This window comes from Leadbetterella sp. DM7, assembly GCF_040829825.2.
GTDB lineage: Bacteria > Bacteroidota > Bacteroidia > Cytophagales > Spirosomataceae > Leadbetterella.
In genome coordinates, this window is record NZ_JBFOLH020000005.1 from 149,085 (window position 1) to 169,592 (window position 20,508).

The following is a 20,508-nucleotide window of genomic DNA, read 5'->3' on the forward strand; positions in this document are numbered from 1 at the left end:
CGGTAATTATTTTTTAACTAAAACCTTTTAAAACATGGTAAATGTAATTGCATTCCAAAAGAGAAAATCCTTGGACGGGAGAGAGTATTTTGCTATTCAGCTTCAATCAGATGAAATTGAGTTCAACGTTTCAGAGACTACCGGCAGGCATTATGCCACCTTAAAGAGATGTTGGATGAGTACCACCTTTGATGAAGCTACCTGTAAGATGATGATAGGTAAACAGATGCCTGGTACAATCATTAAACAAGAATGTGAGCCTTACTCTTATGTTAATGAGGATACTGGTGAAGAAGTGATGATTAGTTTCAGGAATACATTTGTTCCTATTGAATCCGGAGAAAGGAAAATAGTTGGGGAGGCTCTTGAAGCTTGATCCAACCCAGCCAACCAAAATCTCTCCTATATATGTATTTGTTTGGGTAGGTTTAGTTATAAGTCTATATCTATAGAGATAACCAAAACAATATGTATATAAGGGGTAGTATTTTGGTTGGCTGGCTTTTCTTTTTTCTCTGGAAGATTAACGTTTGTTGAAAATAAAGCTAAGATTTTGAGGAATATACTCCTTAAACTTTCGGTCTGAAGATATAAGTGTATAGCGATCTGTTATGGCTTGAGATATTATAGCGAAATCGTTGGGGTCATTATGACCGTCAATAGTTTCCAGTACGGAGAGTGTCTGAGTGTGTTTTTTAGTAAAATCAGCTATTTCAACCCCATGATCTTTAAGTAATCCGGCGAGACCTTCCATACTCCAACCTCTTTTTAAATGCAACTTTCCTATTCGGCAAAGATGAAAAAGTTCTGACATGCAAATGGTACTGGTATACAGTCTGCTGTAATAATCCCCTAAGATTTTTCGCACGTCATCAGATAAGTTATCCAGCTCATCAAATAATATAAAAACAAGTATATTGGTATCTAACAAGTACCTGTTCATTATTTCAATACAGCTTTCATATCGACAATATACCCAATTGACGGTAACGTTTTATCCCTCATGGCTATACCTAATTTAGATAATTTTTTAGGTTCCTCCGGCTTTTCAGCTTTAGTCGTTTTTTTACTTGGCTTTACCATTGCATTTGAAGTTTAATTCAACTCTATAACGCAAATAAACAGTATAAAATTCAGATTCTTTCAATACGGCAATTCTGTCGTATTATTTTTTTTCACTTAAATCAAACGTTTATGGAAATCGAACTCGCAAAACGAGAGCAGGCCAAGATTAAGATTGGTTTGCAGGGCCCAGCGGCTCGGGTAAGAGCTTTTCAGCTCTGTTATTGGCTTATGGCCTGATCAATGACTGATCAAAGGTGGTAGTCATCTACACAGAGAAAATCTTCCAGTCTGTATTTACGCCTGGGAGACTTTAACATCCTTGATCTTAAACCTCCTTACAGCCCTGAAAGGTACATCGAGGCTATAAATCTGTGCGTAAGGCATGGTATGTAGGCCATTATTATTGATAGCATCTCAATGGAATGGGAGTATATCCTTGATGCTCATTCCCAGCTTACCGGTAACTCTTATACCAATTGGGCAAGATTTACTCCAAGGCATCAGGATTTCATTAATTGTGTTCAGGAGGTATCAGGACAGGTATTCCCTCATGAGACCATTTTAAAGCCCTCTATTCGTGTTTCTCATCCCATCAAAGGCAGAATACCAGAAGCGAAAGATAAGCCAGCTAAGGAGCTTTTAGAGCATGAGAAGACTATCTATTATGAAAGGATGGCCTTTGTGCTGGAAATACCCTCTATCAGTTCTACGATCAACGGAAATAAGCTCAATCTGACCATTGGAGGGATTAAGGCTTATAATCTGGACAATCTCTATAATAGAAAGGGGGCAGATGAACATTTCAAGGTATTCATCGGCTTTCAGAATAAGGTATGCTGCAATATGTGTATTTGGTCAGATGGTTATACTGGCACTATCAAAGCAAGGAGTATCACAGAGCTGATGAAGCAGATTTTTGCATTATTTGCACATTTTGCACGGAGTGGTTTTGAGAATCAGTTAATGCTTTTGAGGCAATTTCCGGAATACTACCTGACAGAAAGCCAGTTTGTAACCTTTCTGGGGAGAACGAAGCTATACCAGTACCTGCCTGCACAGGAGAAGAAGGCTTTACCTGAATTTATGTTCGGAGAGAATCAATTGAGTATGATAGCAAGAGATTACCTGTCTGACAAGGATTTTAGCAGGACAGATACAGGAGATATAAGCCTATGGAACCTGTATAACCTCTTTACGGGAGCGAATAAGATGTCTTATATCGACAGCTTCCTGAACCGGGGATTAAATGCATCACAGGTTATTCATCACCTGACAGAATCTTTCAACAAAAATGAACCGAGCTGGTTTCTCACATGAACAAGCCGTTTAAAGTAATAGACCCATTCTCGATATTGTTTGTGGATAGGTCAGGGAAACTAAGGAGGGCATATTGCCCTTTTTTTGTGCGCTGTAGGAGCCCTGTAGATAAATACGTTCTCAATCAGATGATAGCTGTTGAAATGGTCAAGACTAATGGGCATGAAAGCTCAATAGAGTTTCTAATATCCGGAAGAAGTTACCAGCACCATTTCTTTGAGATAGTAAGCTAAGAGCTACATTACCTACCTTTTAATTTTTAAAGTTAAAGGGTAGGGTTCTTTTAATTTAAAAGATTAAGTTGGTTTTATAGTGCAAGTTTTATTGAAAATTGCAAGCGTGCAAAACGTGCAAATTGTGCAAATTGAGCTATTGTTGATCTTCTCCAAATTGCAGCTAAGAAGTATAGAAGTGTTTTGCCTGCCTTTAATCTCAAAAATTAAGAGGCAGGATTTCTTTAATTTGTAAAATTAAATTTGAATGGTTTAACCGTGCAGATTGAATCGCTGAATCTTTAGAATGAAAAAGTATGCACATAATATGCACCTAAAAACAAAAAAGGAGCCAAGATTAACTTAACTCCTTGATTTTCAAGTGGAGAAGATGGGATTCGAACCCACGACCTCTTGACTGCCAGTCAAGCGCTCTAGCCAGCTGAGCTACATCCCCTGCCTTTGCGAGTGCAAATATACGTAAGAAAAATAATTTACCAACCTGCAATCATAAAATTTACGCCGGTGACCTGGCCCTGCCACTGTTTGTCGCGGTAAGGGTAGGAGAGGTAAGGCTCAATGATCAGGTAGCCCAGCAGGTTCATGCGCAGGCTTACGCCCAGTGACATCACGGCGTTGTTACGGGTGAGTTGAGAAACCACCGGTGCCGGACCCTCTGTGGGCGTAGACCGGGTGCTCCACGTCATGCCCGTATCAAAGAAAAAGTTAAGATCAGAGGCCACGTAGTTGAAAGGGATCAGCGCCAGCTTTTTGTGGCCGGTAAAGGGCAGTCTCACTTCTACGTTGGCTACCGTCATCTGTTCGCCGCTCAGGCTGCTTTCGCCTACCTGGTTCCAGGAGCCGATAAACATGTTTTTATCCAGTCCGTGAACGTACCAGGGGTAGCCCAGGTAAAGCGGGTAAATCCGGTTCATGCTTTCGAGGTTTCGCGGATTCAGCCGCCCTTCGTAATAAAACCGCCCGGCCAGCGTGAAAGGCTTCAGGTACTGGTATTTTCGGAGGTCGGTGAGCACCAGGTTGTAGTCGGTGGTGCCAAAGTATTTGCCCACTTCCAAGCGGTAACGGTAACCTTTCAGCGGGGCTACAGAGCCGAAAGTGGTATTGTCGCCCACCAGGGCCCCGTACACCTGCGTGGTGTTGAAGCCCGGCAGGCCCAGCTCTTCCTTACTTACCCGCTCTGCCCGGCTGTAACCCGTGGTAACGAAGTCTACCAGGTGACCTGAGCCGGAAACCCCCATCAGGCCGTGCCGTGGGTAGTCTTTGGCGGTATAGGTATACCAGTTGGTATTTACACCGAGCTCCAGGCGCGTCTGGCGGCTGAGCGGACGGATGATGTAGCCCGATACCTGGTCAATGAAGAGGCGCACGATCCGCTCTTTCATCACACCGTCGAGGTACGTAATTCCTCCTACGGTCTGAACGGTATCGCCCGCGCTGATGTCATAGCCTCCGTAGAGACGGTAGGGAATATGGCCACCCGAGAAGCCGAATTGCCATTTGTGCTTCTGGTTCAGGTAGTATACCTGTCCACCGAAGTCTTCAATTTCCCCGTTTAGCGCCACCGTTCCGGCCAGCTGGTTATTATTGAGCATGTCGCTGAAGAGGGCCATCACGCCCCCGGCCATACCGGCACCAAACCGCGATACCCCGGCAGAGATACCGGAGTTGGCCAGGTAATCGAGCTTGAATTTTCCTTTGTAAGGGAGATCTTTATAGGCCTCGCCCGTTACCACGGCCGGTCTCTGGGTGCGGTCAAGGTTTTGCTGCACCACGTCTTCTCCCCGGGTGATCCTTCCCGGCGAGAGGATCCCGGCGCCTGTATTGCGGGTGATCACTTCATAACTGCGCGATTCGAGTACCGGGCCGCCGGCAAAAACAATGCTGTATTCTCCTTTGTTCAGGAGATTGTACACCGCATCACCCGACTTTGAGGCTACGGAAAGGGCAGGAGAGTAAGCGGTTATTCCCGATATGCCCGTATAGTAGTTCGTTACACGGGTGATTTTACCGGTAGCCGGTTCGGCCCTGTACAGGTCGCGGAAACCGTCGGGTGAGCTCAGGAAATACAAGTACCTGCCGTCAGGAGAAACCTGCGGGTTAACGTTATCTACCCCTTCAAAGAGCGGCAGAACGTCTGTTTGTCCCGAGCTGACCGTGTACCGGGCTATCCTGAGGTGCTCTTTTTCCAGGTATCCGGTGGTTCCGCCCCGGTCGGTCACAAAATAAATATACCGGCCGTCAGGCGACCAGGCCGGCTGAACATCGGAGTATATGTCGTTGGTGAGGTTTTTGAGATTCCCCGTTCTGAGGTTGTACAGGAAAAGATCTACTTTTCCTTCCCGGATGCCGGTGATGACCAGGTGCTCGCCGTCAGGCGACCACGCCGGGTTAGTGAAGGCGTCAAGCTCAGAGATGGCATATTCTTTCTTGCCGCCTTTGAAGGCATCAAGCACCAGCAGCTTGTTGCGGGCCTTAGACTGGATGACCAGGGCCACTTTCTGCCCGTCGGGCGACCAGGTGATGGTTGATTCGATGAAGGAGTATGAATCCACGTGCTGGCCGAAGCCGTCGGTATTGATCTTTTTTACGGTTTTGCCCGTGGCCGTTTCCGCAATATAGAGATTCATGCTCAGGATGTCTTTCGAGGAAATATAAGCCACGTAACGACCGTCAGGACTGATGGACGGCGCAATGTTCATGCCGCCGCCTGCTGCGCCCGAGGCCACCACCCCTTCTGTGGCGGTCTTGTCGCGGCCGCCTTCAAAATGGGTGTAATATTGTTTCAGGTCATTTTTGAATTTGTTGGAGAAGGCGTCGATATCCATCCGGAAAATACGGATAAAGGCTTCCTGGATGCCGTAAATAGCTACCTGCTTGTAGAGCGGACGGATGATCTCGTCGCCGTATAAGCCGGTTACGTAAGCCCAGAAGGCCTGTCCCCAGCGGTACGGGAAATACTTTTGCTGCTTCACCACCAGGTCTTCAATGGAAGGAAGATCGTTGTTCAGCACGGCATCGCGCATCCAGAGGGCGGTATGCGGATCGTTCCGGCCCAGTGAAAGGTATTCGGCCAGCCCTTCGGTCATAAACAGCGGGATATTGCCCATGTTCTGAAGGCTGGTGGAGTCGCTGCCGTAGGTCATGGTCTGGTACTGGAACACGTGCACCATTTCGTGGCCCAGCACGTGGTCTGTCTGGCGCTTGGTGAAGAACAGGGGCATCACCACCCGGGTTTTGAAGCCTTCTGTTACCCCGCCGGTACCCTCGCTGATCTGGCCCCCGATGACGGTGGTTTCCTGGAAATCGGGGTGGGCGTTGTAGACAATCAGCGGATTGGGCGTAATAAAAGACATCTTGAAGATTTCCTGGTGGTTTTTATACCAATGTTCGCTGTTCCTGAGCAGCTCGTCGGCTAAGGTCTTATCGGTCAGGTAGTAGTACAGGTCAAAATGGTTGCTCCGGAGAACTTTAAATTCGTTGGTGCGGTTCCGGGTCTTATTTTGCCCGAAATACTCCCCCTGAGCGGATGCCTGAAACGCATATAGAATCAGGCAGAACAGTAAAACTTTTCTGGCCATAGCGTTAAATCTTGGGTCTGGTGGCTTTTACAAATTTAGGTTTCCAGTAGTTAGAATACAAATTATCTTCCCGCACACCGGCCGAGCTGGAAGAGTGCACGAAAAGAACCACCTCTTTACTAACGATCCGGGTGACGATTCCTGTATGATTGATCCGGGAGGTTTTGCCGATTTTGAAATAGACCAGGTCGCCGGGCTGAATGTCAGCCTTCTTCACCGGCGGAAATATTTCAGCCTGCTCATACGAAGAACGGGGAAACGGGCGGCCAAGCTCGGCAAAAGTTCTGAAAACCAGCCCGGAGCAGTCCATGCCCTGAGAGGTATTGTCACCGTATTGATAAGGCGTACCTTTGTAACGCAGGGAGACGTCGGTCAGCAGGGCATTCCGGTTCACCGCCGGGGTTTTCCGGCAGGAGCTGAACAGCAACGGCAGCAGCAGTATCAGGAGTATTTTCCTCATTTTTCAAAAATAAGCCGGTCAAGTTCCTGGATGAGCGAGCGCCCGTCATCGAGGCGGGGTTCATCAACGGTATTCGACAGGATTTTCCCCGATTTGTCAATGATGAGGTAGTTGGGAAGAATTTCGGTGTTGTAGTTTTTTTTCAGGAAGGGATTGTTGTAGCCGTTAAGATGGGTGCCCATGGGTTTCGTGGTTTTGACGAAATTCCTGTAGGCCTCTTTCGGGCTCAGGTTGATAAAGACAAATTCCAGGTCTTTTTTCCGGGAATAAAATCCTTCCACAAACTCCATGGCCCGGATATCTTCTTTGCACAGCACGCATTCGTCGTCATAAAACCCGAGAACCAGGTTTTTACCCCGGAAGTCTTTGAGCTCCACCAGCCGGCCTTTCCGGTTCTCCACAATAAAATTGGGGGCATCTTTGCCCGTTTCCAGCACTTCCTGCTTACGGAAATGGTAGGCAATCACTTTCTTGTAAACGTCATTGTCGGAAAAACGCATGTAATCGTTACCCAGCAGCTTGATTTCCTCGGTCAGCCCGTCAAGGTTCAGGTAATCGAGAATTTTGGTGGCCAGGATTCTTTCGGTAATGCCCTGTCCTACCGTATTTTTCAGGTTTTTGAGGTATTCAAATTCGAGTGTCCGTGAATTTTTATAACGGAAACCCGAAAGTGAATTTTCCATGAGGCCTTCTGCCAGCTGTCCGAGGTAAATCGACCGGGCCTTGATTTCTTCGCTGAAGCCGTTCCAGCTGAGCTTCAGGGTGCTGTCAGGCAGTTTATTGAAATTCAGGTAACCCAGCTCTTTCAGCTTGAATCTCCCGGTGATATCGGCTTTCTGCAGGGCGTAAAAGGCGGGTGAGAATTCAGCGGCGCGTTCTTCCAGCATTGCGGTCTGCTCCTGCATCAGGCTTTCTGTTCTGGCAAAGAAGGAAGCCCGCGTATAGGCCCTGAAATTGCCCAGCTCCATTTCGTAGTCGCGGTCTGTTTCGTATTTCCGGCGCATCATGAACTGGAAGGTCCATTTGGATGCCCCGCTGCCTTCTGCCTGCAGGGTACCGTTAAAATCGTTGTTGTCAAAGGTCAGGTGAATCTGGTCGCCGGGCTCAATTTTCAGCAGGTGCAGGCCGTGCTCGCCAAACGAAATATCGCAATAGGCGATGTCCCGGAGCGGAAATTCGACCAGGAAAATGCTGTCGCGGTTCATTTTCAGGGTGTATTCGCGCGGGTCGGAGATCCAGTCGGAATAATAGGTAAAGGTGAGATAATCTTGTTGCGGATTGCTGATTTTCCCGGTAAGCCGGAAGAAGTCCTGCGCCAGCACCACCCGCGAGCTGATCAGCAAGCCGATCAAGAGAATTCTACTCATTCATTCAAAAAATTTTGATATACTTCCAGCATGATGCCGTCTTTGAGGCCCAGATCAGGAACCGCCATATGCTTTGATTTGGCCCAGCGCATGGCCGACAGGTAAATATCGGAAGCGAAGGTGACCACATCGGCACGGTCAGGGTTCATCTTCAGCTTGTTGATCCTTTCTTCTACCGTATACTGGCTGAAATATTCCACTACTTTTTCGATGTCTTCAATGGTTCCCAGCCCGCTTTCATCTTTGGGCACATATTCAAAGATTTTGCTGATGTTGCCGCCCGTTCCGATAGAGATCACCTCTTTGTCGCGCGGTATATTGTCCAGGATCCAGCGCTGCATCTTTTTCCAGACGTCGCGGATCACCTTGCCTTCCATCAGCCTCACTGACCCGATTTTAAACGACTGGGAGGTCTCTTTTATTTTCCCGTTGTAGATGTTCAGCTCGGTACTGCCGCCGCCCACGTCAATGTGGAGGTAGGTTTTATCGTTGTCGAGCTCGTTTACAATCACGTTATTGATCATTTCCGCCTCTTTTTCGCCTGAAATGAGGTTAATGGTCATGCCCAGCTCCAGCTTGACCCTTTCACAGATGTTGAGGCCGTTTTCGGCTTCACGCAGGGCCGATGTGGCACAGATCAGGTAGGCATCTACCTCGTGCAGCTCCATTAGCAGCCGGTATACGGTAAGCAGCTTCTTTAATTTGGCTTCGCTGTCGTAGCCGATCTTGCCGTCGCGGAACACATCGTGGCCCAGCCGCAGGGCGAACCGTACATATTCTACTTTTTTAAAGGCCGCTTTGCCGTCGTCGTCCAAAACAGAGGATATCTGCATCCTGGCGGCGTTCGAACCTATATCAATTGCTGCTATTTTCATATGTTTAAAATTTAGCTTTGAGCTATAAGCCGCGAGCTGTGAGTTATATGCCCGCTAACCTGCTAATGCGTAAAAGCTCATGGCTACTTTTGGTTAAAAGAGCTTGCCCGCGACAAAAATATACAATAATTTTGAAAATATTTTAATCCGATTTTGAAACTAAGCAGGAGATCAGGCTGCAGGACCCGCCCGGGAAGGGTCTTATTTTATACATTATGATAAACTTTAATATAGAGCTTGGCGGTTTCCGGCTTACGGAGAGAAACCGGAAAAAAGAGCTGCTGAAGCGCATTATCAGGGAGCACGGATTCAGGCCGGGCGAGCTGAATTATATTTTTATGAGCGATGATGACCTCCTGAAAATCAATATTGAATACCTGAACCATTCGACCTATACCGATATCATCACGTTCGATAATTCGGAAACCGATGATACGATAGAAGGCGATATTTTTATCAGTGTGGACCGCGTGCGGGAAAATGCCGAAAAGTTTGGAACCGGCTTTGAGAGCGAGCTGGTGCGGGTTATGGCCCACGGCGTGCTGCACCTGGCCGGCTACAAAGATAAAAAGCCCGAAGAGGCGCAGGCCATGCGTGCCGCTGAAGAAAAGGCATTAAAGGCTTATTTTACGGACGAATCATGATCTGGTGCGGAATGCCGTCTTCGAGGTATTCAGGCCCTGCCGTACGGAAACCCAGATCATTGTAAAATCTTTCAAGATACGATTGTGCCCCTATTTTGATGGGGTATTTGCCGAACCTCCGGTGACATTCCGCAATAGAATATTCCATCACCGATTTGCCGAAGCCGTGCTGCCGGAACCGCGGCGAAACCAGCACCCGCCCGATAGACAGGAAACCTTCATACGACTGGTCAAGGTCGAAAATGCGGGTATACGCCGCCAGCTGTCCTTCATGGATACCCTGGCAATGCCGGGCGCGCAGGTCTTTGTGATCGGGATCCTGGTAAACGCAGTTCTGTTCTACCACGAAAACTTCGGAGCGAAGCGCCAGGATTTCATACAGCTCGGTAACGGTAAGCTCACCAAAGGATTTACAGGTAAAGATCATTTTTTATAATTTTGGGCAAAATTTATAAAATGTTCCTCGATTTTCATACCCATACGGTCCCGAAAGAAGCGGATGTTCGCGGTATTTATAATGTAATACTGCATGCAGCAGACCGGGAAAACGAACCGTGGAGAAGCTACGGGATGGTTTCGGTGGGTATTCACCCGTGGTATATCCCGGAGAAAGGGTGGGAGAAGCTGCTGCCTTTGCTGGAAGAGGCGGCGGCCCTGCCGATGGTGAAATGCATCGGGGAAGCCGGCCTCGACAGGCTCCGCGGCCCGGGCATGCAGGTGCAGGAAGAGGTTTTCCGGGCGCAGATCCGGGTTGCCAGTAAGGTGAACAAGCCGGTGGTGGTGCATTGTGTGCGGGCGTTTGACGAGCTGACAGCCATTAAAAAGACCGTACGGGTACCCCTCGTGGTTCACGGCTTTAACCGGAAGGCCGGGCTGCTCCGCCAGCTGGTCTCGGCCGGTTTTTATATTTCGTTCGGGAAAGATATCCTGGATAAGCCTCATGTACAGGAGGCTTTGCGCGAAACACCGGCCGACCGCCTGTTCCTGGAAACCGACGATTGCACCACGGTGAGCATCCGGGAGATTTATGAGCAGGCCGCAGCTTTGCGGGGGATTACATTAGAAGAATTGCAGGAAAAAACCAATCAGAATTATAGTACATTATGAGCGATTTATCGTGGCTTTCACGTTCGGAACTGCTGGTAGGCCGGGAGGGTATTGAACGATTACAGGCTTCTCACGTACTGGTGGTGGGCCTGGGCGGGGTAGGGTCATTTGCGGCCGAGTTTATCTGCCGGGCCGGCGTGGGCGAAATGACCATCGTAGACGGTGACGTGGTGGACCCGTCGAACCGCAACCGGCAGCTGCCTGCCCTTTTTACCACTCACGGGGTTTCTAAGGCCGAATGGATGAAAGAGCGCCTGCTGAGCATTAACCCCGACCTGAAGCTACACGTTTTGAACGAATTCCTGAGCCCGGAACGCTGCAAAGAGCTGATGCAGAACCGGTACGATTATGTGATGGACTGTATTGACAGCATTACGCCGAAGCTGGTGCTGATCCATGAGGCGTTCAGATCCGGGAAAGCGGTAGTGAGCTCTATGGGCGCAGGCGGCAAGACCGATCCCACGAAGATCCGGGTAGCCGATCTCTACGAAACCCATACCTGTAAGCTGGCTTTCTATATCCGGAAGCGGGTTAAACGGCTGGGCGTAACGAAAGGCGTGCGGGCCGTATTTTCTACCGAAGAAATGGACAAAGATTCGCTCATTATGACCGATGGCTCCAATTACAAGCAGTCGGCTTACGGCACCATTTCGTATCTTCCTGCGGCATTTGGCGGAGTAGCCGCCTCGGTGGTGATCCGTGACCTGCTGGCCATACCGGTAGAAACGGTGAAGCGGCCGAAGCGCATGAGCAGGAGTGTTATACGGAACGGGTGAGTGGGTTAAAGTTAAAAGTGAAAAACTAAAAGTTAAAAGTTGCGGAACATTAAGTACATCTATTAAATGTACCATAACTTTTAACTTTTAGTTGTTAGCTTATTTCAGGTGCGCCCGCAGCATCCATGCTGTCTTCTCATGCTGCTCCAGTACGCCGGTGATGAAGTCATCAGTACCTTTGTCGAGCTGGTCTTCGAGGGCGTCAAGCTGCTCACGAATGTAAATAATGATAGACTCGTAGTCGCTGAGCAGGGCTTTGATGAAGCTCATGCTGTCGTTTTTGCCCAGGGCTTTCTCCGATAAATGGGTTAATTTCAGATACTCGGTCATGGAAGCTACCGCATAATGCTCCAGCTTACGCAACCTCTCGGCCACATCGTCTATGATGATGGCCAGCTCGTTGTATTGTCCTTCAAAGAAAGTATGCATGGTGTGAAAGTCAGGTCCTTCCACGTTCCAGTGCGCATTCCGGGTTTTCATGTAGAGAACGAATTCGTCCGCCAGTAGTACAGTCAGAAAATTTGTTACTTTCGTGTTGTCCTTAATTCCGATAGTGTTCATTGTCTTGCTCATTGTCTTGTGTTTTTAGTTATAACATAATTTGTCTTGAAATAGTGCATGATCCCGGTAATAATTTGGAGGATCGGGAGGCCGTAAACGCTGCAACCGGAGGTGCTGTTTCAGCCTTACCCGGAGCAAAACTAAATGTCCTGGAAACGCCGTTTAGGAGGCCTGAAAGGGCATACAGGGTGAAAACACCCTCCTAAAAACGGGTAAAAAACCCGTGTTGATTTTAGCAGACTTGTTTTAACTTGCAGCTGATTTTACAGCCATGAAAACTCCTTAGCCACACGTGTCCTCACTAAGGCCAGACATAAGGTTAAACAACCGGCTTATGGAAACACTTTCCCGTATAAAAAATTAAAAATAAAGCAGGCCAACCGGTACCGGTTGGCCTGCTTTATGGCTTGTTATCCTGCTTTTTACCGGAGAGCCTGGATATCGAACCGCAGCTTGACCGGGGTGGTACGCGGAATCACCTGCTGGTTCCGGATATAGGTCAGGTGATACACATTGGAGATCAGCCGGCCAAATTTTTCAAATACATCTTTTACCTGGGTGGCGCTGGTAGGAATGCTGACGATCCAGCCGCTGCTGGCCAGCTTAGACGGTAAGCCGGTTTCCAGGCCGCCCTTGCCTTCCAGCCCGATAAAGAAGCCCCTGATCTTATTGGTATTTTTGTCGTTTTTGATCTTGGCCAGGATGTTCTCCACGTTGTAGTAATTCTGGTCTGACATATTGTCGGTACCGTCAGTGAAGGTAACCAGGATCCTGGACTGGGCCGGGTACCTCAGCAGCATTTCCACGCCTTCGTCCATGGCCTGGTACAGGGCTGTAAAACGGTCGGATTTCAGGTTGGATATATAGCTTTTGAGGGCTTCACGGTCATTGGAGATGGGGTAGGTATGCACATCGGTAGAGAAGTCTACAATACCCATTTTTACCTCGGGATGCGTGGTAAAGGTCTGGTCAATGAAGTTCATGGCGTACTCCTTGATTTTGGAGAAGTCGTTTCCGAGCGACTCGCTCCGGTCCAGCACAAGCACCACCACACCCACATCCTGTGTCTGGGTAAAGTCCATGGTAAACTCCACATCTTCCTTCCAGTTGTTATTCCGGAATTCATAGGCTTTTATGGCGCCGATATTGTAGTTGTTGTTCTGATTATCTACAATTTTGAAATTGTCAATGACCACTTTGGTCAGCTGATTTCCTTCGGTCTGGCCCTCAAAGGTCTGCGAGAAATCGATTTTGATTTCTTTGGAGGTTTTGATCTCATCGAAACGGATCTCGGGATTTCGTCCGGTAGTATTCCAGAAATCAAGATAGATCTGGAAAGCATTGCCTGCGTCGGGCTCCGAAGAATCGCAACCGAAAATAACAACGGAAAGCAGTAGGGCTTTGAGGAAGAGTTTCATAGTATTATCAGGAAAACTTTTTATGAGATTGTAACGAAAACAATCCCATAAACTTTTATAAGCACGTTATTTCTTTGCAATTTTACGCATTATTTTTATCAAAAAAGATCAATAAAGCCAAAAGTGGCTCATAAAGAGTAGTTTACAAGAGTCGGAAATGTTATCGGTAACGATTTAGTAATGGTGCTAGATGCATTCATTTTCACTAAAAATCCTTGTAATTCAATCGCTAATTTACGAAAATATTAGTGCATTATGTATGGTTCACTGTTTTTCTTCTTGTTCATCCATTTTCTTGATTAAGGACTCCCTTAACGTATCTAAGAATTTGGTTCGGCTCATTTTTCGATTTCGTAATTCTAGATAGGTATGATAAAAATCGCCTAATTCAATATTAAAAACGCTTTCAAAATATTTTGCAATTAGTTTAACATCCGCATTACCATTATCAAAAACTCCTTGATAGTGTAGTGCATATATCAATTCTATCAATGATGTCTTACTTGCTGTCCAGTTTAAACTTGTTTGAATAGTTGAAGGTTTATTAATTTTATGCAAGCACGCCAGTTGATCTTCAATATACACTTGTATTAAATCATTGGCTAATATTTTTGCTACTTTATAATCATGAGAAGTTGAAAAACTATGGTCGGATTCAAAATAGTACGTGTCAAGGCTTAATTTTATATCGTGCTTTCCTCTTAGAAAGTACTTGTTATCTAAATAACTGCTGTCCGTTCTAAAATATTTATAGAACTCCAGATTGTTATCGAAGAACTTCCTTAATCTTATCTGCTCATTGGTAAGATACTTTTTGATGGATTTGAAACCGCCATATGGCTTTTTTGTTTCAATCTTAAAGACGGCATTATAGTATATCAATTTTGAAAGTATGCTTGGCTTTAGTTTTTTAAAGAAGTGTATTTCATCTTTCTCTTCAATAAAACCTTTTTCCAGAACATAAAGCTTGATGTCCTTAAGATAACTAAGTATGAGGTTAACAGCCATTTCTGATAGCTGAATAGGCTCATCAAATTCGATCTTAAGTTCTTCTAGTCTACTATCAAGTTCTCGAAGTTTATCTTTGTAAAATTTATGCATTAGAAAAATATGTGGAAGTTTCCACGACGAGCTTCAGATCATGTCAGCTCAGAGACGTTGAAAATTACTGATTAATATTAAATATATTGAGTGTAAAATAGAAAGTACTTCCTGCACCGTACTCACTCTCGACCCATATTTTACCTCCCTGAGCCTCAATAAACTCTTTGCTTATACTCAGTCCTAAGCCGGTTCCTTCTTTTTTAGTGCCGGGAATACGGAAGTATCGTTCAAAAATCTTACTGAGGAACTGGGGCTGTATACCTTGCCCCGTGTCTGTTACAGAAAATTGAATTACATTTTCTACCTTTTCTGTTATTACATGAATCGTCGAATTTTCGTAGGAATATCTAACTGCATTAGAGATTAAGTTAGTCAGCACCCATGCCGTTTTTTCGCTATCCGCTGCAACAAGATCATCGTCCTCTAAACTGATTTCAATGTTTATGTTTTTATGTTCAGCAGCTGATTTATTTGCATTTACAGCATAATCAACCATAGGTCTTATTTCAGAAGCAATAAGATTTATCTGAATAGCCCCACTTTCTACCTGTGTGATGTTTAACAATTCTCCGGTAATTCGTAAAAGTCTCTCAGCATCATCTTTAATCCCTTTTATCAATGTTATCTGCTCTTCATTTAAGCTCCCTACCTGATTGTTTTCTAGCAGTTGAATACCCATTTGGATAGATGAAATGGGTGTTTTAAATTCATGGGAAACCGTTCCCATAAAATTGGTTTTTGCTAAATCCAGCTCTTTAAATGGTGTAATATTTCTCAATAGAATAACCTGACCGATAAATTCACTATCTGCTTCTCCGGTAGGAACGATGTTGATGTCCACAACCTCTTTTTCAAAGTAGCTTTCCTTTCTGTCTGCGTAAATTTTTAATTGTTCGGATTTTACATTTTCAGGTTTCGGAATAAAAATATCCTTGATAATATTTCTAATTAAATCATTGGTAACGGCTATATCCTGTATTTGTTTACCAATAAATTCGTCTTTTCTTAAACCGCAAATATTCAATGCTTCTTCATTAGCAAAAAGAACTTTTTTATTTTCATCGATACCAATAACCGGATCATGCAGGTTATCAATCAGAGTTTCAATGCGTTTTTTACCTTTTAGGATTTTATCCAATTTACTCTCGGAATATTCTTCCAGTTTCTCAGCCATTGTGTTGAATGATTTTGCCAAGTCACCAAATTCATTATGTCCTTCAAAATGTACCCTCTTTCTATAGTTCTGTCCTGCTATTTCTTTTATACTATCGGTTAACTCCTTAATAGGATTGGCTATACTAGAAGGTAAATTGACCAGTAAAATAAATGCAATCATGAAACATAGTGAGCCTGTAACTGAAATAATGACAATTGCGTTTTGAGCCGTATCATCGGCAATGTCACTTTTCCGGTTAATAGCTTCCATATTCAAGCGCATTAGTTCCGTAATATCTTTCCGAATGTTGGATATCAAAGAGGAATCCTCGGGCTGTATCTTTAGCTGCTTAAAATGTTTAATGATTAGGTTGGTGGCCTCTACTTCTCCTATCTCGGTTACATTCTTCTGTTGCAGATCCAGATTCTTTTGAAAGGTGTCCAAAGCAGATTTGTCTATTGCTAAATCTTCCAAAGACAATAGCATATTTCTGGAATATTGCAAGGTATTGTAATTGGCAACAAGGATATTATTCGTATCTTTTTTGAGTTGGTTTACATACCAGCCACTAACAACAGCTAATGCCAATATGAGTAAGAACAGAGCACCAACTCCAACCGTTAATTTTGCTTTTATTTTCATCTTACGATAGTATTACGAGATCTATATTTTCATGTGACAACTTGTTCAGCAAAGCATTAAAAGTATCAGTCGCTAAAATGATTTTTGCCAATGTGATATGTGGTTTGCCAATGCATACCGTCGTTATCTTACGGTCTTCACATTCTTTAATAATCGCTTTCGTTGTATTCTTTGATTTAACCTTTATAATTTCAGCCCCCAGCTCAGTCGCCAATTTGAAATTATTAATCAAGTGTCTTTGTTTATCCAATGCGATTTTATCGGCACTTTCTCTAGGGGTCTGTACATACATCACATACCATTTGCTGTTATAATAATTTGCTAAACGTGCGGTCTTTCGTATAACGTTTTTCGCTGTTTTTTCATTAGAGCTGATACAGGCTAAAAAGCGTTCTTTCTTAATATTTCTTGTCAGTACGACTTCTGTCTCTACTTTTCGCTGAACTTGTGAAGCCACTTCTTTTAAAGCTAGTTCTCGAAGCTGTAGGATGTGCTCACTCTTAAAAAAATTACCCAGAGCCGCTGCTATTTTAGAACTTTCATAAATTTTACCTTCCTTCAGACGATCGATCAGATCCTCTGCCGTGAGGTCAATATTGACTACCTCATCCGCTTGGGCTACAACACTGTCCGGCACACGTTCCTGAACATCTATCCCTGTAATATCCCGTACTTCTTCATTCAGGCTTTCAATATGCTGGATATTGACGGCACTGATCACATTGATACCTGCGTCTAAAATATCCAGGACATCCTGCCAACGTTTTTCATTGTTGCTTCCTTCTATGTTGGTATGAGCGAGTTCATCTACAATGACCACTTCCGGTCGCAGATTGATAATGGCCTGCAAGTCCATTTCTTCTAATTCTTTACCCTTATAAAAAAGCTTACGTCTTGGTATTAATGGAAGCCCATCCAGCAGAGCATGTGTTTCAGGTCTTTTGTGTGTTTCAACATAACCGATTTTTACATCAATGCCATTGCGCAAGAGTGTATGAGCCTCTTGCAGCATACGGTACGTTTTACCTACACCGGCACTCATCCCGATGTAGAGCTTAAATTTTCCTCTTCGCGATTTTTGGATCAGATCCAAAAAATGTTCGGCATTTTTTCTTTCGTCCATAATTATTGTTTATTAGCCCGACCGATAGCTTTACCTTCGATTATATCTATCGCATTGTTTATTCCATTTTCCATGGATAGGTGTTTCGCAAATAATTCAGCATTCACATACAGGTCGTTATTATTAAACAATCCACGGACACTTTTAAGAAAATTATCAGGTGTAATTTTTTTAAAAGGTAGTGGATATTGAGCTACACCCTTATCATACGCAATTTTACCCCAAAAAAACTGGTCGCCTAAAGGATGTAATACCGGGCAGGTTAAAAAGGGTTTGCCCGCTTTAAGGCAAGCAGCAATTGTTCCGATACCACCATGATGTATAACAGCTCTAACGAGCGGAAACAATTTATCATAAGGAGCGGAATCTATTACTTTTATTCCCCTGTTGAAATTAGATATTTCCGCATCTGAAATTCCCCAACCCTTCACGACGATTATTCTGGTGTCTAAGTCTTCACTTATCATATTGACAAGGTTAGGAATATTGATTTTTTTGCTAAAGGGCATACTTCCGAATGTTATCAGCAAGGGTGGATTACCATTGGCAAGGAATTCGGTTAAGTCCTGACCTAGTTCAGAAGAAGAATCAGTCGACCAAAAGCCTGTAAAAAAGCTATTCCTTGGGAAATCATCCGGCTTTCTTAAAATTAGCTCGCTTATACCATATATTGACATCAGGTCCGGCTTCCTGAACTTATTGGGAAGTCCAACGGTTTGCCGAAACTCCTGAATAGGCTTTTTCCACATCCTTAGCCCTAATTCTGTCAGTTTAAATGTTAGTTTGTTTAAGAAGGAAGGCAGCGATAATGCACTGAAAACGGGATTGGGAAATGCCGAAGTTGGCTGACTGGCAGGAACCACATTGGCGATGATCATTTTCTCAGGAAATTGATCTGCAAAGCTGTCTGCCAGTGTCTTGATGTGAAACAAAACCTTGTCACTGTTTTTGGACAAATCGAAAAAAGTTCTCAGCGCATCTTGTACCAGTGGAGCCATCATCTTTTTAAGGTTATTCGCTGAACGAATCGCATTTAAAGGGTTTTTCATCAAATCGCCTGCTTCTTTTGAATTAACTAATTCTTGGAAGTCCAAATCAACTGGAACAAAATCGAGTTCATACGATTCCACAAGGTTCTGAAAGTTTTTCGCTGTGGATAATACGACGTCATGCCCCTTGTCTTTAAGCGCTTTTCCTAATACAGCGTAAGGCTGCACATCTCCTCTTGTTCCTAATGTCAATATGGCTATCCTCATTGTTTGCTATTATTACGTAAAGATATTAATTATTGAAGGGTGGTATTGATTAAATACCACCCTTTTATCACTAAAAACGTATCGCAAGCGATGTAACCGCCATCACATTATCTTTCTTCATTTGTTCATCTCTATTCAGGAATACAGCATCCTTACTGTTCAGGCTTTTCACTTCGGTACGCCAAACCAGATTAGGCAAGATTTGGTAATCTACATTGATCGAAGCTCCAAAAGTCTGAAATCCATTTTCTGTACCGGAACCGATGATAACTCCATTCTTATCTTGATAATATTCTCCTCTGGCAGCAATACTTACTTTTTCAGTAGGGCTGTATTTTGCAATCAGTACGGGTGTGTACCATGTATCATAGTCATCACTTGACTTTTCTTTCTGCTGTGCACCAATATCAAATCCGGCAATCAGGGCAAATTGATTGCTGATCTGAAACTGTCCGTACAGATTGTGGAAATAACGCATTCTACGTTCATCATCCGGAAAATCGTTGCCTATAAAGGAACTGCTGTTCAAGGTGATCCTGTCTGATGGTTTGAAAGTTAACTGATGTCCGAAGGCGGGCGTTGTATTGCCTTCTACACGTTGAATGCGTTGCCAGCTGTTTAATATCAGTACCGCCATATTCCACTTGCCGTTGTCGGTTGCATAGGACAATTTGGCCCCTGTTTCGAAATAAGGTGAATTGTCGGCCATCATACTTCTCGTCAATGTAAAGCAATCTGCTCCGATAGCACTTTCAAAACCTATATGCGACGGTAGAATACCGGCATCTATCCAAAGATTTTTGGTTTTCGATACCTTTACACCCACGTTAGCTTCGTAGATGTTTTTAAGCACACCTTCTTCAGCGGCATAGTTGGCATTCATATAGGAACCCACTCCAAGAACCAGATTAGCCCGCATACGGTCTGTTTCATAAGCGGCTTTTATGAAACCTAAGTTTAAGCTCACTTCATTGTTACGGTTATGGCTGTACACAAATCCGGGTCTCGTGTTCGACTTTGGATTATTGAAATCCTGTTGGTAATAAACTTCTGCATATCCGCTGATGGTCAACGGTTTTTTTTCTGTTTCCTGAGCACATACACTTCCTGTTGCTCCCAGCAGGATCGCTGAGAACATAATTATTTTTTTCATTTTTGAATTATTAAAATTTAAACTGTTTTATTGAATTCCTCTCACGCCCTATATTTAAAATGGCTACACATACATTTGAATTAACGGCTTGAAAAGACTGAGGTTGCTTATTTGAGTTCGTCCAATGCAATATTTAGTTTCAGTACATTGATCTTTTCTGGACCAAAAATGCCCCATAAAGGTTTTTCAGTCTGCTGATCAATTAATTGATTCAACTTGACTTCATCAACACCTCTTATTTTAGCTATCCGCTTTACCTGTACTTTGGCGGCTTGAACGGAAAAGTTCGGATCCAATCCGCTTCCGCTGGCTGTCAGCAGATCAACAGGTATTTCAGATTTATCAACCTCCGGGTTGTGTACTAAAAAAGTGTCAATTCGTGCCTGAACGTCTGCTAAATATTCCTCATTGGAAGGGCCTTTGTTACTACCTCCTGAGCCGGCAGCATTGTAATCCACAGCGGATGGTCTTGACCAGAAATAATTGTCGTCTGTAAAAGACTGGCCAATATTCACATAATGCTTGTTTCCGTTGTGTTCAATAATTTCTCCTTTTCCAGCATTGGGAGCAAACTGTGCGATACCCCAGACTGCAAGTGGGTAGATGACTGTAAAAAACAGAATCATAACAGCAGTCAATTTTATAGCGGGCAAAATATGTTTTTTCATTACTA

Annotated in this window: 20 protein-coding genes and 1 tRNA gene; 5 read left to right on the forward strand and 16 right to left on the reverse strand. The window is 44.4% G+C overall.

From position 1 onward, the window contains the following. Positions 1-34: 34 nt before the first annotated feature. Entirely contained in the window at positions 35-376 is a 342-nt protein-coding gene (locus AB2U10_RS08015) for a hypothetical protein (protein ID WP_367915221.1), read from the forward strand. Positions 377-523: 147 nt separating this feature from the next. On the opposite strand, the gene AB2U10_RS08020 is transcribed toward AB2U10_RS08015, so the two are convergent. Then, positions 524-943, reverse strand: a complete 420-nt coding sequence (locus tag AB2U10_RS08020; RefSeq protein ID WP_367915222.1) for a type II toxin-antitoxin system VapC family toxin — start codon at positions 941-943, stop codon at positions 524-526. After that, complete coding sequence (locus tag AB2U10_RS08025; RefSeq protein ID WP_367915223.1) at positions 943-1,083, reverse strand: hypothetical protein; 141 nt, start codon at positions 1,081-1,083, stop codon at positions 943-945. The genes AB2U10_RS08020 and AB2U10_RS08025 overlap by 1 nt, the downstream gene beginning before the upstream one ends. A 399-nt stretch (positions 1,084-1,482) precedes the next feature. Here AB2U10_RS08025 and AB2U10_RS08030 point away from each other — a divergent pair, with 399 nt between their 5' ends. Further along, positions 1,483-2,382, forward strand: a complete 900-nt coding sequence (locus AB2U10_RS08030) for a DUF3871 family protein (protein ID WP_493820370.1) — start codon at positions 1,483-1,485, stop codon at positions 2,380-2,382. A 595-nt stretch (positions 2,383-2,977) separates the two neighbouring features. Here AB2U10_RS08030 and AB2U10_RS08035 read toward each other — a convergent pair. The 5 genes from AB2U10_RS08035 to AB2U10_RS08055 all read right to left on the reverse strand — a co-directional run bounded on the left by AB2U10_RS08035 (position 2,978) and on the right by AB2U10_RS08055 (position 8,895). Continuing rightward, positions 2,978-3,051, reverse strand: a tRNA-Ala gene (locus AB2U10_RS08035). Positions 3,052-3,088: 37 nt separating this feature from the next. After that, positions 3,089-6,193: a hypothetical protein gene (locus AB2U10_RS08040; RefSeq protein WP_367914862.1), complete on the reverse strand. Its 3,105-nt coding sequence runs from the start codon at positions 6,191-6,193 to the stop codon at positions 3,089-3,091. A gap of 4 nt (positions 6,194-6,197) precedes the next feature. After that, entirely contained in the window at positions 6,198-6,653 is a 456-nt protein-coding gene (locus tag AB2U10_RS08045; protein ID WP_367914863.1) for a C40 family peptidase, read from the reverse strand. Then, entirely contained in the window at positions 6,650-8,020 is a 1,371-nt protein-coding gene (locus AB2U10_RS08050) for a TlpA family protein disulfide reductase (protein ID WP_367914864.1), read from the reverse strand. Before AB2U10_RS08050 ends, AB2U10_RS08045 begins: the two co-directional genes overlap by 4 nt. Beyond that, positions 8,017-8,895, reverse strand: coding sequence for a Ppx/GppA phosphatase family protein (locus tag AB2U10_RS08055; protein ID WP_367914865.1), 879 nt, complete (start codon positions 8,893-8,895; stop codon positions 8,017-8,019). The genes AB2U10_RS08050 and AB2U10_RS08055 overlap by 4 nt, the downstream gene beginning before the upstream one ends. A gap of 215 nt (positions 8,896-9,110) precedes the next feature. On the opposite strand from AB2U10_RS08055, the gene ybeY reads away from it, so the two are divergent. Continuing rightward, positions 9,111-9,539 carry an rRNA maturation RNase YbeY gene (gene ybeY / locus AB2U10_RS08060; protein ID WP_367914866.1) on the forward strand — a complete coding sequence of 143 codons (429 nt, stop codon included), beginning with the start codon at positions 9,111-9,113 and terminating at the stop codon, positions 9,537-9,539. Here ybeY and AB2U10_RS08065 read toward each other — a convergent pair. Continuing rightward, on the reverse strand, positions 9,523-9,966 hold the full coding sequence (locus AB2U10_RS08065; RefSeq protein ID WP_367914867.1) for a GNAT family N-acetyltransferase: 444 nt from the start codon (positions 9,964-9,966) through the stop codon (positions 9,523-9,525). The two genes, ybeY and AB2U10_RS08065, sit on opposite strands and share 17 nt — an antisense overlap. Before the next feature lie 29 nt (positions 9,967-9,995). Between AB2U10_RS08065 and AB2U10_RS08070 the strand changes: the two genes are divergently transcribed. Together AB2U10_RS08070 and AB2U10_RS08075 are read left to right on the forward strand one after the other, a co-directional pair. Then, entirely contained in the window at positions 9,996-10,646 is a 651-nt protein-coding gene (locus tag AB2U10_RS08070) for a TatD family hydrolase (RefSeq protein ID WP_367914868.1), read from the forward strand. After that, positions 10,643-11,422, forward strand: a complete 780-nt coding sequence (locus tag AB2U10_RS08075) for a tRNA threonylcarbamoyladenosine dehydratase (RefSeq protein WP_367914869.1) — start codon at positions 10,643-10,645, stop codon at positions 11,420-11,422. Before AB2U10_RS08070 ends, AB2U10_RS08075 begins: the two co-directional genes overlap by 4 nt. Positions 11,423-11,521: 99 nt before the next feature. Here AB2U10_RS08075 and AB2U10_RS08080 read toward each other — a convergent pair whose 3' ends face one another. The 8 genes from AB2U10_RS08080 to AB2U10_RS08115 form a co-directional block, all read right to left on the reverse strand. Beyond that, complete coding sequence (locus AB2U10_RS08080) at positions 11,522-11,995, reverse strand: Dps family protein (RefSeq protein WP_367914870.1); 474 nt, start codon at positions 11,993-11,995, stop codon at positions 11,522-11,524. Positions 11,996-12,405: 410 nt separating this feature from the next. Further along, positions 12,406-13,401 (reverse strand): vWA domain-containing protein, encoded by a 996-nt coding sequence (locus tag AB2U10_RS08085; protein WP_367914871.1) that lies wholly within the window; start codon positions 13,399-13,401, stop codon positions 12,406-12,408. A 264-nt stretch (positions 13,402-13,665) separates the two neighbouring features. Beyond that, the gene (locus tag AB2U10_RS08090) at positions 13,666-14,502 is read right to left on the reverse strand and encodes an RteC domain-containing protein (protein WP_078690926.1); all 837 of its coding nucleotides are present in this window, start codon (positions 14,500-14,502) and stop codon (positions 13,666-13,668) included. A gap of 64 nt (positions 14,503-14,566) precedes the next feature. Then, positions 14,567-16,303 (reverse strand): ATP-binding protein, encoded by a 1,737-nt coding sequence (locus AB2U10_RS08095; protein ID WP_115401457.1) that lies wholly within the window; start codon positions 16,301-16,303, stop codon positions 14,567-14,569. Position 16,304: 1 nt separating this feature from the next. After that, positions 16,305-17,426 carry a sensor protein KdpD gene (locus AB2U10_RS08100; protein WP_199562634.1) on the reverse strand — a complete coding sequence of 374 codons (1,122 nt, stop codon included), beginning with the start codon at positions 17,424-17,426 and terminating at the stop codon, positions 16,305-16,307. A gap of 2 nt (positions 17,427-17,428) precedes the next feature. Next, positions 17,429-18,682, reverse strand: a complete 1,254-nt coding sequence (locus AB2U10_RS08105) for a glycosyltransferase (RefSeq protein ID WP_367914872.1) — start codon at positions 18,680-18,682, stop codon at positions 17,429-17,431. Between the two features lie 70 nt (positions 18,683-18,752). Next, complete coding sequence (locus tag AB2U10_RS08110) at positions 18,753-19,835, reverse strand: porin (RefSeq protein WP_115401460.1); 1,083 nt, start codon at positions 19,833-19,835, stop codon at positions 18,753-18,755. A gap of 107 nt (positions 19,836-19,942) precedes the next feature. Then, complete coding sequence (locus AB2U10_RS08115) at positions 19,943-20,503, reverse strand: K(+)-transporting ATPase subunit C (RefSeq protein ID WP_115401461.1); 561 nt, start codon at positions 20,501-20,503, stop codon at positions 19,943-19,945. Between the last annotated feature and the right edge of the window lie 5 nt (positions 20,504-20,508).

Bases quoted from the DNA above. Each gene is read 5' to 3' on its own strand.
- AB2U10_RS08110 (WP_115401460.1), bottom strand. From the start codon at position 19,835: ATGAAAAAAATAATTATGTTCTCAGCGATCCTGCTGGGAGCAACAGGA.
- AB2U10_RS08090 (WP_078690926.1), bottom strand. From the start codon at position 14,502: ATGCATAAATTTTACAAAGATAAACTTCGAGAACTTGATAGTAGACTA.
- AB2U10_RS08105 (WP_367914872.1), bottom strand. From the start codon at position 18,682: ATGAGGATAGCCATATTGACATTAGGAACAAGAGGAGATGTGCAGCCT.
- AB2U10_RS08045 (WP_367914863.1), bottom strand. From the start codon at position 6,653: ATGAGGAAAATACTCCTGATACTGCTGCTGCCGTTGCTGTTCAGCTCC.
- AB2U10_RS08040 (WP_367914862.1), bottom strand. From the start codon at position 6,193: ATGGCCAGAAAAGTTTTACTGTTCTGCCTGATTCTATATGCGTTTCAG.
- ybeY (WP_367914866.1), top strand. From the start codon at position 9,111: ATGATAAACTTTAATATAGAGCTTGGCGGTTTCCGGCTTACGGAGAGA.
- AB2U10_RS08065 (WP_367914867.1), bottom strand. From the start codon at position 9,966: ATGATCTTTACCTGTAAATCCTTTGGTGAGCTTACCGTTACCGAGCTG.
- AB2U10_RS08075 (WP_367914869.1), top strand. From the start codon at position 10,643: ATGAGCGATTTATCGTGGCTTTCACGTTCGGAACTGCTGGTAGGCCGG.
- AB2U10_RS08055 (WP_367914865.1), bottom strand. From the start codon at position 8,895: ATGAAAATAGCAGCAATTGATATAGGTTCGAACGCCGCCAGGATGCAG.
- AB2U10_RS08085 (WP_367914871.1), bottom strand. From the start codon at position 13,401: ATGAAACTCTTCCTCAAAGCCCTACTGCTTTCCGTTGTTATTTTCGGT.
- AB2U10_RS08030 (WP_493820370.1), top strand. From the start codon at position 1,483: ATGGAATGGGAGTATATCCTTGATGCTCATTCCCAGCTTACCGGTAAC.
- AB2U10_RS08100 (WP_199562634.1), bottom strand. From the start codon at position 17,426: ATGGACGAAAGAAAAAATGCCGAACATTTTTTGGATCTGATCCAAAAA.
- AB2U10_RS08020 (WP_367915222.1), bottom strand. From the start codon at position 943: ATGAACAGGTACTTGTTAGATACCAATATACTTGTTTTTATATTATTT.
- AB2U10_RS08080 (WP_367914870.1), bottom strand. From the start codon at position 11,995: ATGAGCAAGACAATGAACACTATCGGAATTAAGGACAACACGAAAGTA.
- AB2U10_RS08050 (WP_367914864.1), bottom strand. From the start codon at position 8,020: ATGAGTAGAATTCTCTTGATCGGCTTGCTGATCAGCTCGCGGGTGGTG.
- AB2U10_RS08015 (WP_367915221.1), top strand. From the start codon at position 35: ATGGTAAATGTAATTGCATTCCAAAAGAGAAAATCCTTGGACGGGAGA.
- AB2U10_RS08095 (WP_115401457.1), bottom strand. From the start codon at position 16,303: ATGAAAATAAAAGCAAAATTAACGGTTGGAGTTGGTGCTCTGTTCTTA.
- AB2U10_RS08025 (WP_367915223.1), bottom strand. From the start codon at position 1,083: ATGGTAAAGCCAAGTAAAAAAACGACTAAAGCTGAAAAGCCGGAGGAA.
- AB2U10_RS08115 (WP_115401461.1), bottom strand. From the start codon at position 20,503: ATGAAAAAACATATTTTGCCCGCTATAAAATTGACTGCTGTTATGATT.
- AB2U10_RS08070 (WP_367914868.1), top strand. From the start codon at position 9,996: ATGTTCCTCGATTTTCATACCCATACGGTCCCGAAAGAAGCGGATGTT.